11 protein-coding genes and 1 tRNA gene are annotated in these 10584 nt (G+C 72.2%); 10 read left to right on the forward strand and 2 right to left on the reverse strand.

Translation table 11 applies throughout. The features are described 5' to 3' along the window. The first annotated feature begins 71 nt into the window (after positions 1 to 71). The 4 genes from cysS (at position 72) to tilS (ending at position 4227) form a co-directional block, all read left to right on the forward strand. Positions 72 to 1448, forward strand: coding sequence for a cysteine--tRNA ligase (cysS, locus tag Tsedi_RS10490; protein ID WP_143896375.1), 1377 nt, complete (start codon positions 72 to 74; stop codon positions 1446 to 1448). A gap of 32 nt (positions 1449 to 1480) precedes the next feature. Beyond that, positions 1481 to 2143: a DNA-3-methyladenine glycosylase family protein gene (locus tag Tsedi_RS10495; RefSeq protein WP_143896398.1), complete on the forward strand. Its 663-nt coding sequence runs from the start codon at positions 1481 to 1483 to the stop codon at positions 2141 to 2143. A gap of 73 nt (positions 2144 to 2216) precedes the next feature. Next, positions 2217 to 3194 carry an acetyl-CoA carboxylase carboxyltransferase subunit alpha gene (locus Tsedi_RS10500; RefSeq protein WP_143896377.1) on the forward strand — a complete coding sequence of 326 codons (978 nt, stop codon included), beginning with the start codon at positions 2217 to 2219 and terminating at the stop codon, positions 3192 to 3194. Positions 3195 to 3255: 61 nt separating this feature from the next. Next, positions 3256 to 4227, forward strand: a complete 972-nt coding sequence (gene tilS, locus Tsedi_RS10505; protein WP_143896379.1) for a tRNA lysidine(34) synthetase TilS — start codon at positions 3256 to 3258, stop codon at positions 4225 to 4227. On the opposite strand, the gene Tsedi_RS10510 is transcribed toward tilS, so the two are convergent. Then, complete coding sequence (locus Tsedi_RS10510) at positions 4148 to 4348, reverse strand: DUF2905 domain-containing protein (RefSeq protein ID WP_143896381.1); 201 nt, start codon at positions 4346 to 4348, stop codon at positions 4148 to 4150. The two genes, tilS and Tsedi_RS10510, sit on opposite strands and share 80 nt — an antisense overlap. A 60-nt stretch (positions 4349 to 4408) precedes the next feature. Between Tsedi_RS10510 and Tsedi_RS10515 the strand changes: the two genes are divergently transcribed. From Tsedi_RS10515 to Tsedi_RS10540, 6 genes are all read left to right on the forward strand, one after another. Further along, the gene (locus tag Tsedi_RS10515) at positions 4409 to 5692 is read left to right on the forward strand and encodes an aspartate kinase (RefSeq protein WP_143896383.1); all 1284 of its coding nucleotides are present in this window, start codon (positions 4409 to 4411) and stop codon (positions 5690 to 5692) included. A gap of 57 nt (positions 5693 to 5749) precedes the next feature. Then, positions 5750 to 5843 (forward strand) — tRNA-Ser (locus tag Tsedi_RS10520). Positions 5844 to 5945: 102 nt separating this feature from the next. Beyond that, positions 5946 to 6938, forward strand: coding sequence for a Bug family tripartite tricarboxylate transporter substrate binding protein (locus tag Tsedi_RS10525; RefSeq protein ID WP_143896385.1), 993 nt, complete (start codon positions 5946 to 5948; stop codon positions 6936 to 6938). 5 nt (positions 6939 to 6943) lie between these two features. Continuing rightward, positions 6944 to 7390 carry a tripartite tricarboxylate transporter TctB family protein gene (locus Tsedi_RS10530; RefSeq protein WP_143896387.1) on the forward strand — a complete coding sequence of 149 codons (447 nt, stop codon included), beginning with the start codon at positions 6944 to 6946 and terminating at the stop codon, positions 7388 to 7390. Between the two features lie 4 nt (positions 7391 to 7394). Beyond that, positions 7395 to 8903 (forward strand): tripartite tricarboxylate transporter permease, encoded by a 1509-nt coding sequence (locus Tsedi_RS10535; protein WP_143896389.1) that lies wholly within the window; start codon positions 7395 to 7397, stop codon positions 8901 to 8903. Then, a complete protein-coding gene (locus Tsedi_RS10540; RefSeq protein ID WP_143896391.1) occupies positions 8884 to 9945 on the forward strand; it encodes an asparaginase in 1062 nt (353 codons plus the stop codon). Before Tsedi_RS10535 ends, Tsedi_RS10540 begins: the two co-directional genes overlap by 20 nt. Before the next feature lie 65 nt (positions 9946 to 10010). Here Tsedi_RS10540 and adk read toward each other — a convergent pair. Next, on the reverse strand, positions 10011 to 10584 hold a 574-nt coding region (adk, locus tag Tsedi_RS10545), incomplete at its 5' end, for an adenylate kinase (protein ID WP_143896393.1).

A 10584-nucleotide genomic window follows, 5' to 3' on the forward strand; every position in this document is an offset into this window, starting at 1 on the left:
GCGGTGCACAATACGCGCCTTTGCGGACCGATTGTAGAGCCCGGTGCCCTGGTGCGCCGCGCCCCCTTTCCATGACCCTGCGCATCCACAACACCCTGACCCGACGCCTGGAGCCGTTCGCGCCGCTGGAGCCCGGCCACGTGCGCATGTACGTGTGCGGCATGACGGTGTACGACCTGTGCCACCTCGGCCATGCGCGCTCGATGGTGGCGTTCGACGTCGTGCAGCGCTGGCTCAAGGCCAGCGGCTGGCGCGTCACCTACGTGCGCAACATCACCGACATCGACGACAAGATCATCGCCCGCGCGCTGAAGAACGGCGAGACGATCCGCGCGCTGACCGACCGCATGATCGCCGCGATGCACGAGGACGCCGATGCGCTGGGCATCGAGCGGCCGACGCACGAGCCGCGCGCCACCGACTACGTGCCGCAGATGCTGGACCTGATCGGCCGGCTGGAGGCGCGCGGTCACGCCTACCGCAGCGCCGACGGCGATGTCAACTACGCGGTGCGCTCCTTCCCCGGCTACGGCAAGCTGTCAGGCAAGAGCCTGGAGGAGCTGCGCGCCGGCGAGCGCGTCGGGGTGGACGCCACCAAGCGCGATCCCCTCGACTTCGTGCTGTGGAAGGCCGCCAAGCCGGGCGAGCCGCCCGAGGCGCAGTGGGACAGCCCGTTCGGCCGCGGCCGGCCCGGCTGGCACATCGAATGCTCGGCGATGAGCTGCGCGCTGCTGGGCGACAGCTTCGACATCCACGGCGGCGGCGCCGACCTGCAGTTCCCGCACCACGAGAACGAGATCGCGCAGAGCGAGGCCGCCACCGGCCAGCCGCTGGCGCGCATCTGGATGCACAACGGCTTCGTGCGCGTTGACGGCGAGAAGATGTCCAAGAGCCTGGGCAACTTCTTCACCATCCGCGAGGTGCTGGCGCGCTACGACGCCGAGACGGTGCGCTTCTTCATCGTGCGCGCGCACTACCGCAGCCCGCTGAACTACGGCGACCAGCATCTGGACGACGCGCGCGCGGCGCTCAAGCGCCTCTACACGGCGCTGGCGGCGGTGCCGCCGGCCGACGTCGGCGCGATCGACTGGGACGGCCCGTGGGCGGCGCGCTTCAAGGCGGCGATGGACGAGGACTTCGGCACCCCCGAGGCGGTGGCGGTGCTGTTCGAGCTGGCCGCCGAGGTCAACCGCACGCGCGACGCGCGCCTGAGCGGCCTGCTGCGTGCGCTGGGCGGCGTGCTCGGCCTGCTGCAGCAGGAACCCCAGGCCTTTTTGCGTGCCGGCGCGGGGCTGGACGAGGCCACGATCGAGGCGCGCATCGCCGAGCGCGCCGCGGCCAAGGCGGCGCGCGACTGGGCCACCGCCGACCGCATCCGCGCCGAACTGGCCGCCCAGGGCATCGTGCTGAAGGACGGCCCCGGCGGCACCACGTGGGAACGCGCATGAGCGCGGCGCGCCGCGCTGCCGCCGGTGCCTGGATGCCGCCGCCGGCGGCGGTGCCGTCCGCCGGCGGCTTCGTGCCCGCGTACTGGGACGAGGGCTGCCGCCACCTGTGCGCGCGCGACCGGGTGCTGGCGCGTCTGATTCCGCAGTACGGCCAGGCCTGCCTGCAGTCGCGCGGCGACCCGTTCACGACGCTGGCACGCAGCGTGGTCGGCCAGCAGATCTCGGTCAAGGCGGCGCAGGCGGTGTGGGACCGGCTGCTGGCCGCACTCGGCGCCGCCGACGGCGTGACGCCGGCGGCGCTGCTGGCGGCCGGTCCCGAGGCGCTGCGTGCCGCGGGCCTGAGCGCGCGCAAGGTCGAATACCTGTTCGACCTGGCGCGGCACTTCGATGAAGGACGCATCGACCCGGCGGCTTGGCATGCGATGGAGGACGAGGCCATCATCCGCGAGCTGGTGGCCATCCGCGGCATCGGGCGCTGGACGGCGGAGATGTTCCTGATCTTCTGCCTGCTGCGGCCGGACGTGCTGCCGCTGGACGACGTCGGCCTGCTGCGCGGCATCAGCCAGTGCTATTTTTCCGGTGAGCCGGTCAGCCGCAGCGACGCGCGCGAGGTGGCGGCGGCCTGGGCGCCGTTCCGCAGCGTGGCGACTTGGTATATTTGGCGGTCGCTGGATCCGATCCCGGTGGCCTATTGACGACATCCCCGGCGGCGCGTCGGTGCCGCCGCATGCCGGGCCGCGCCAGATGGCCCGATGGAGCGTGACGACCGTGGCCAAACGCAATTTCCTGGATTTCGAGCAGCCGATCGCCGAGCTGGAGGCCAAGATCGAGGAGCTGCGCTACGTGCAGAACGAGTCGGCGGTCGACATCTCCGAGGAGATCGAGCGCCTGAGCCAGAAGAGCCTGCAGCTGACCAAGGACATCTACGCCAAGCTGACGCCGTGGCAGGTGACCAAGATCGCGCGCCACAGCGACCGGCCCTACACGCTGGACTACGTGCGGGAGATCTTCACGCACTGGACCGAGCTGCACGGCGACCGCCACTTCGCCGACGACGCCAGCATCGTGGCGGGGCTGGCGCGCTTCAACGGCCAGCCGTGCGCCGTCATCGGCCACCAGAAGGGCCGCGACACCAAGGAGCGCGCGCTGCGCAACTTCGGCATGACCAAGCCGGAGGGCTACCGCAAGGCGCTGCGCGTCATGAAGCTGGCCGAGAAGTTCCGCCTGCCGGTGTTCACCTTCGTCGACACGCCGGGCGCCTATCCCGGCATCGACGCCGAGGAGCGCAACCAGTCCGAGGCGATCGGGCGCAACATCTTCGAGATGGCGCAGCTGGAAGTGCCGATCATCAGCACCATCATCGGCGAGGGCGGCTCGGGCGGTGCGCTGGCCATCGCCGTGGCCGACCAGGTGCTGATGCTGCAGTACGCCGTCTATTCGGTGATCAGCCCGGAGGGCTGCGCCTCGATCCTGTGGAAGACCGCCGACAAGGCGCCGGAGGCCGCCGAGGCGCTGGGCATCACCGCGCACCGGCTCAAGGCCCTGGGGCTGGTGGACAAGATCGTCAGCGAGCCGGTGGGCGGCGCGCACCGCGACCCGCAGCAGATGGCCGCGCTGCTCAAGCGCGCGCTGGCCGAGGCGCTGCGCCAGGTGGCCGATCTGGATGCGGCCGCGCTGATCGAACGCCGTCATGCCCGCCTGCAGGCCTTCGGCCGCTTCACCGACACCAAGGCCGGCCGCGCCTGAGGCGGCGGTCGCGGCGCTGGCCGCCTGGGCGCGGCGCCATCCCGACCTCGACCGGGGCGCCATGCCGCTGCTGGTGGCCTTCAGCGGCGGGGCCGACTCCACCGCGCTGCTGTTGGCGGCGGCGCAGCGCTGGGGCGCGCGCGTGCAGGCGCTGCACGTGCACCACGGGCTGCAGCCGGCCGCCGAGGCCTTCGCCGAGCATGCGCAGCGGGTCTGCGCCCAATGGGGGGTGGCGCTGCAGGTGCGGCGCGTGCGGGTGGAGCGGGTGGCGCGGCGCAGCCCGGAGGAGGCCGCGCGCCACGCGCGCTACGCGGCGCTGGCCGACGCCGCGCGCCAGGCGCAGGCGGCGGCGGTGCTGCTGGCGCACCACGCGCTGGACCAGATCGAGACCGTGCTGCTGGCGCTGACGCGCGGGGCGGGGCTGCCGGGGCTGGCGGCGATGCCGGAGCGCGTCGAGCGCGACGGCGTGACGTTTGCCCGGCCGCTGCTGCAGGCCGACGGGCGTGCGCTGCGCGCGCAACTGGCCGCCGCCGGCGTGCCGTGGATCGACGACCCCACCAACGCCGACCCGCAGCGCACGCGCAACCGGCTGCGCCAGCTGGTGCTGCCGACGCTGCTGCAGGCCTTTCCGCAGGCGCCGCAGACGTTCGCGCGCAGCGCACGCCACGCCGCCAGCGCGCAGGCGCTGCTGGAGGCGCTGGCGGCGCAGGATCTGGCGCGGCTGGGAGAGCCGCCGCGGCTCAGTGCGCTGCGTGCGCTGTCCTCGCCGCGGCGCCTCAACGCGCTGCGCCTGTGGCTGCGGCAGCGTCACGGCGCGCAGGCCAGCGACGCCCAGTGGCAGGCCCTCGATGCCCAGATCGAGGCGGCGCGCACGCGCGGCCAGCGCATCGAGCTGCGCCTGGGGCCGGGGCGCATTCGCCGCGCCGGCGACGCGATCGCGTGGACCCCCGACGCTAGCGCCGCCACCACCACAGCAGCAGCGACAGCAGCGCCGACACCAGCAGACTCGTGCCGAGCGGAAAGTAGAAGCTGAAGCCGTCGCGCTCGATGGCGATGTCGCCCGGCAGCCGGCCCCATGGCAGGCGCGCCAGCCACGGCCACAGCAGCCCGGCCAGCACCAGCACGACCCCCAGCGTGATCAGGACGCGTTGCATGGCCACCTATAATCACAGGGTTTGCCCGCCCTTGGCGCGGGCGCCTGCTTTGATTCTTCCATGGCACTGATCGTTCACAAATACGGCGGCACCTCGATGGGCTCGACCGAGCGCATCCGCAACGTCGCCAAGCGCGTGGCCAAGTGGGTGCGCGCCGGCCATCAGCTGGTGGTGGTCCCCAGCGCGATGAGTGGCGAGACCAACCGGCTGCTGGCGCTGGCCAAGGAGGTGGCGCCGGAGCGCCCCGATGCGGCCTACTACCGCGAGCTCGACCAGCTGGCCGCCACCGGCGAGCAGGTCTCGGTGGGCCTGCTGGCCATCGCGCTGCAGGCCGAAGGGCTGCAGGCCGTCTCGTACTGCGGCTGGCAGGTGCCGATCCGCACCAACAGCGCCTACACCAAGGCGCGCATCGAGTCGATCGACGACGCGCGCATCCGCGCCGATCTGGCGGCAGGCAAGGTGGTCATCATCACCGGCTTCCAGGGCGTCGACGCCGGCGGCAACGTGACGACGCTGGGCCGTGGCGGCTCGGACACCTCGGCGGTGGCGGTGGCCGCGGCGATCAAGGCCGACGAGTGCCTGATCTACACCGACGTCGACGGTGTCTACACCACCGACCCGCGCGTCGTGCCCGAGGCGCGCCGCCTGCAGCGCATCAGCTTCGAGGAAATGCTGGAGATGGCCAGCATGGGCAGCAAGGTGCTGCAGATCCGCTCGGTGGAGTTCGCCGGCAAGTACCGCGTGCCGATCCGTGTGCTGTCCAGTTTCACGCCCTGGGACATCCCCCTCGAGGAGGAGGCCCGCAGCGGCACCCTGATCACGTTCGAGGAAGACGCATCCATGGAACAAGCCGTCGTATCCGGCATCGCCTTCAACCGCGACGAGGCCAAGATCTCCGTGCTCGGGGTGCCCGACCGTCCCGGCATCGCCGCCCAGATCCTGGGTGCGGTGGCCGACGCCAACGTCGACGTCGACGTCATCATCCAGAACGTCGGCAAGGACGGCCGCACCGACTTCAGCTTCACCGTCCACCGCAACGACCTCAACCGCGCGCTGGACGTGCTGCGCAACCAGGTGGTGCCGGCGCTCGGCGCCAGCGACGTGGTGGGCGACGCGCGCATCTGCAAGGTCAGCGTCGTCGGCATCGGCATGCGCAGCCACGTCGGCGTGGCCAGCCGCATGTTCCGCTGCCTCGCCGCCGAAGGCATCAACATCCAGATGATCTCCACCTCCGAAATCAAGATCTCGGTGGTCATCGACGAGAAGTACATGGAACTCGCGGTGCGCGCGCTGCACCGCGAGTTCGACCTCGACCAGCCGGAGGACACCCTGCAGGGGGCGTGAAAAAGTCCCGTTGCGCCGCGCAATCGGCCCGATCTTCGGGTATGATGGCGGCTTCACGGAGTGATGACCGAGAGGCCGAAGGTGCTCCCCTGCTAAGGGAGTATACGGGCTAAAACCCGTATCGAGGGTTCGAATCCCTCTCACTCCGCCACTGACCCCGCCCGCCTTGTCCGCGCGCGGGGTTTCGTTTTGGCGGCGCTATCATCGCGCATCCGTCGCCTCGTCGGCGGCGTCGAACGAGGAGCAAGGCATCATGGATGTCAGGAGCAAGGGCTGGCAGCGGCGGCGGCTGCTGGCCGCCGCGCTGGCAGCGGCGGGGCCGTGGGCATGGGCGCAGGGGCGCGAGGCGCAGCCGTGGCCGCAGCGGCCGGTCAAGCTGATCGTGGGTTTTCCGCCCGGCTCGTCGCCGGACACGATGGCGCGCACGATCGCCGAACCGCTGGCGGCGCATCTGGGCCAGCCGGTGGTGGTGGACAACCGGCCCGGCGCCGGCGGCGCCATCGGCGCCGATGCGGTGGCGCGCGCCACCGACGGGCACACGCTCGGCCTGATGATCAACGGCAACCTGACGATCGCCAAGATCCTCAACCCGGCCACGCCGTACGATCCGCTCACCGATCTGGCGCCGGTGAGCCTGCTGGCCACCGCGCCGCTGGTGCTGTGCGCGGCGCCCACGGTGGCGGCGCGCGGCGCGGCGGTGCTGCAGGCTGCGCGCGAGGCCGGCGGGCAGTGGAACTACGGCTCGCCGGGCGTCGGCACGGTGGCGCACATCGGCATGGAGATGATCCAGGCGCGCGCCGGCTGGCGCGCCGTGCACGTGCCCTTCCCCGGCAACCCGCAGGTCATCCAGGCGATGCTGCGCGGCGAGGTGCAGCTGGCGCTGCTGCCGCCGGGGCTGGCGCTGCAGCAGGCCTCGGCCGGCAAGCTGCAGGCGGTGGCGCTGACCAGCGCCGGGCGCAGCACGCTGGCGCCCCAGGTGCCCTCACTGGGGGAGCTGGGGCTGGATGGCGTGCAGCTGGAGATCTGGAACGCGGTGGCGGCGCCGCGCGCGATGCCGGCGGCGCACATCGAGCGCGTGGCCACGGCGCTGGCGGCGATCCTGCGCGAGCCGGCCGTGCGTGACAAGCTCTTCCAGCAAGGCTGGCAGGTGGCCGGCACCGCGCCGGAGGGGCTGGCGCGCCGCATCCAGAGCGACACCGCGCGCATGCGCGCCGTCATCGAGCGGCTGGGGCTGCGGGTGGGGTGAGCGTGATGCAACGGGATGTGCGAGACCTGATCGGCGGCCTGCTGATGGCTGCCGTGGGCGCGGCAGCGGCGCTGTATGCGCAGGCGCACTACGAGCTGGGCGAGCTGCGCAACATGGGGCCGGGGTTTTTTCCGGTGGTGCTGGGCTGGGTGCTGGCGGTGCTGGGTGTGCTGATCGCGCTGCCGGCGCTGCTGCGCCCCGGCGAGTCGATCCAGCTGGCGGGCCGTGCCGCGCTGTGCGTGATCGGTTCCATCGTGGTGTTCGGGCTGCTGCTCAAGCCCGCCGGGCTGGTGCCGGCCACCGTGGCGGCGGTGCTGGTGGCGTCGCTAGCGGACGCGCGCTTCACCTGGCGCACGCGGCTGCTGACGGCGGCGGCGATCGCCGCGCTGGCGTGGCTGATCTTCATCGCGGGCCTGGGCATGGTGCTGCCGAGCTGGCCCTGGAGTGCCTGAAACGATGGACGTCTGGCAAGGATTGCTGTTCGGCCTGCAGCAGGCCATGCAGCCGATGATGCTGCTGTACTGCTTCATCGGCGTCTTCATCGGCACGCTGATCGGCGTGCTGCCCGGCATCGGCGCGATGGCCACCATCTCGCTGCTGCTGCCGGTCACCTACCACATTCCGCCCACCGCCGCCATCATCATGCTGGCCGGCGTCTACTACGGCGCGCAGTACGGTGGCTCCACCGCCTCGATCCTGCTGAACCTGCCCGGCACCCCCTCATCGGCGGTGACCTGCCTGGACGGCTACCAGATGGCCAAGCGGGGTCGCGCCGGCGTGGCGCTGTTCATGACGACGATCGCCTCCTTCGTCGGCTCGATGCTCGGGGTGGCGATCCTGGCCGGCTTCGCGCCTGCGATCGCCGAGGTCGGCCTCAAGTTCGGCCCGGCGGAGTATTTCGCGATGATGGCGCTGGGGTTGCTGGCGGCCTCGACGCTGGCCTCCGGCTCGCCGCTCAAGGGGCTGGCGATGGTGGTGCTGGGGCTGCTGCTGGGCACCGTCGGCACCGACGTCAACTCCGGCGTGGCGCGCTTCCACTTCGACGTGCCGGAGCTGATGGACGGCCTCAACATCGTCGCGCTGGCGATGGGGCTGTTCGGCATCGCCGAGGTGATCGGCTCGGTCAACCAGCCGCGCGACGGTCACATGACGCACGCCATCCGTCTGCGCGACATGCTGCCGACGCGCGAGGACTGGCGCCGCTCGTGGATGCCGATGCTGCGCGGCACCGGCATCGGCTCGTTCTTCGGCGCGCTGCCCGGCACGGGCGCGTCGATCGCCTCCTTCATGTCCTACGCGGTGGAAAAGCGCGTCGCCAAGGATCCCTCGCGCTTCGGCAAGGGCGCCATCGAGGGCGTGGTGGGGCCGGAGGCGTCCAACAACGCCGCGGCGCAGACCGCCTTCGTGCCGACGCTGTCGCTGGGCATCCCGGGTGATGCGGTGATGGCGCTGATGCTGGGCGCGCTGATCATCCACGGCATCCAGCCCGGGCCGCTGCTGATGAGCAACCAGCCGGATCTGTTCTGGGGCCTGATCGTGAGCTTTGCGATCGGCAACATCCTGCTGGTGATCCTGAACCTGCCCCTGGTGGGCATGTGGGTGGCGATCCTGCGCATCCCGTACCACGTGCTGTACCCGGCGATCCTGATCTTCATCGCGCTGGGCACCTACAGCGTCAACAACAACGTGTTCGACATCCACATGGTGGCGGCGATCGGCGCAGTGGGCTATCTGCTGGCGGTGCTGCGCTTCGAGGCCGCGCCGCTGATGCTGGGCTTCGTGCTCGGGCCGCTGATGGAGGAGAACCTGCGCCGCGCGATGCTGCTGTCGCGCGGCGACCCGGCGATCTTCGTCGAGCGCCCGATCAGCGCGGCATTCCTTGGCGCCGCAGCGCTGCTGTTCCTGTGGAGCCTGTGGGGCGTGCTGAAGCGCACGCTGCGTGAGCGTGAGCGCACCGCCGGCTGAGGCTCCAGGCGTCGCGCCCGGCGCGGCGCGCGTGCTGCGGGTGCTGGGCACCGGCGGCACCATCGCCGGCCGCGCCGCCCGCGCCGACGACCTGATCGGCTACCAGGCCGGGGTCGTCGCGGTGCAGGACCTGCTGCAGGGCCTGCCGGAGCCGCCGGGCTGGACGCTGCAGGCGCAGCAGGTGGCCAACGTCGACAGCAAGGACATGACGGTGGCGGTGTGGCGCGCCCTGCTGCAGGCGGTGCACGCGGCGCTGCTCGACCCGGCGGTGGGCGCGGTGCTGGTGACGCACGGCACCGACACGCTGGAAGAGACCGCCTGGCTGCTGCAGGCGGCGCTGGCGCCGGCCAAGCCGGTGGTGCTGACCGGCGCGATGCGACCGGCCACGGCGCTGGCGCCGGACGGGCCGCAGAACCTGGCCGAGGCGTTGGTGCTGGCCACCGATCAGGGCACGCAGGGCGCCGGCGGCGTGTGGGTGACGCTGGCCGGGCGCGTCTTCGACGCCGCCGCGGTGCGCAAGGTGCACCCGGCGCGGGTGGACGCCTTCGGCGGCGGCGACGCCGGGCCGGCGGCGTGGGTGGAGGGCGGGCGCGTGCGCTGGCTGCTCGACCCGGCGGCGCGGGTGGCGGCGCTGGCCGCGCGGGCGCACACCGGGGCGCCGGCGCGGCCGCCGTGGCAGGTCGAGGCGTGGCCGCGGGTGGAGTGGATCACCAGCCACGGCGGCGCCGATGGCGCCCTGGTGCGCGCGCTGCTGGCGCAGCGGCGCGCGGCGCGGGCGGGGCAGGATGCCGACGCGCCGCTGGCGGGGCTGGTGGTGGCCGGCACCGGCAACGGCTCGGTGCACGCCGAGCTGGCCGACGCGCTGCGGCAGGCGCAGCAGGAGGGCGTGGCGGTTTGGATCACGACGCGCTGCGCCGAAGGGGAGGTGCTGCCGTCCCCCCATGGACGAGGCGCTGGCGGCTGGACGGTGACGTCGCTGCCGCCGGCCAAGGCGCGCGTCAGCCTGATGCTGGCGCTGCTGGGGCAGGCGGTTCCGCGCTGAGGGCCCCGCGGCCGCGCCCCGGTCACGGCCGGCACGCGCGCCGGCCCGGGCCGCAGCCTGGTGGATCAGCTCTCCAGCGCCTCGAACACGCGCTGGGTGATCTCCTCGACGGTGCCCAGGCCGGAGATGCGGCGGTAGCGCGGCGCCCCGGCGGGGTCGCGCTCGGCCCACTCGCGGTAATAGTCGACCAGCGGTCGGGTCTGCGCGGCGTAGACCTCGAGGCGCTTGCGCACCGTCTCCTCCTTGTCGTCGTCGCGCTGGATCAGATCCTCACCCGTGACGTCGTCCTTGCCCGGTACCTTGGGCGGGTTGTACTTGACGTGGTAGGTGCGTCCGGAGGCCGGATGCACGCGCCGCCCGCTCATGCGTTCGATGATGGCGTCGAACGGTACGTCGATTTCCAGCACGACGTCGAGCTTGACGCCGGCCTCGCGCATCGCCTCGGCCTGCGGGATGGTGCGCGGAAAGCCGTCGAACAGGAAGCCGTTGGCGCAGTCGGGCTGGGCGATGCGATCCTTGACCAGGCCGATGATGATGTCGTCGCTGACCAGCCCGCCGGCGTCCATCACCTGCTTGGCGGCCAGCCCCAGCGGGGTGCCGGCCTTGACGGCGGCACGCAGCATGTCGCCGGTGGAGATC

The organism is Tepidimonas sediminis, assembly GCF_007556605.1.
GTDB classification, from domain to species: domain Bacteria; phylum Pseudomonadota; class Gammaproteobacteria; order Burkholderiales; family Burkholderiaceae_C; genus Tepidimonas; species Tepidimonas sediminis.

Bases quoted from the DNA above. Each gene is read 5' to 3' on its own strand.
- cysS (WP_143896375.1), top strand. From the start codon at position 72: ATGACCCTGCGCATCCACAACACCCTGACCCGACGCCTGGAGCCGTTC.
- Tsedi_RS10495 (WP_143896398.1), top strand. From the start codon at position 1,481: ATGCCGCCGCCGGCGGCGGTGCCGTCCGCCGGCGGCTTCGTGCCCGCG.
- tilS (WP_143896379.1), top strand. From the start codon at position 3,256: ATGCCGCTGCTGGTGGCCTTCAGCGGCGGGGCCGACTCCACCGCGCTG.
- Tsedi_RS10510 (WP_143896381.1), bottom strand. From the start codon at position 4,348: ATGCAACGCGTCCTGATCACGCTGGGGGTCGTGCTGGTGCTGGCCGGG.
- Tsedi_RS10515 (WP_143896383.1), top strand. From the start codon at position 4,409: ATGGCACTGATCGTTCACAAATACGGCGGCACCTCGATGGGCTCGACC.
- Tsedi_RS10525 (WP_143896385.1), top strand. From the start codon at position 5,946: ATGGATGTCAGGAGCAAGGGCTGGCAGCGGCGGCGGCTGCTGGCCGCC.
- Tsedi_RS10530 (WP_143896387.1), top strand. From the start codon at position 6,944: ATGCAACGGGATGTGCGAGACCTGATCGGCGGCCTGCTGATGGCTGCC.
- Tsedi_RS10535 (WP_143896389.1), top strand. From the start codon at position 7,395: ATGGACGTCTGGCAAGGATTGCTGTTCGGCCTGCAGCAGGCCATGCAG.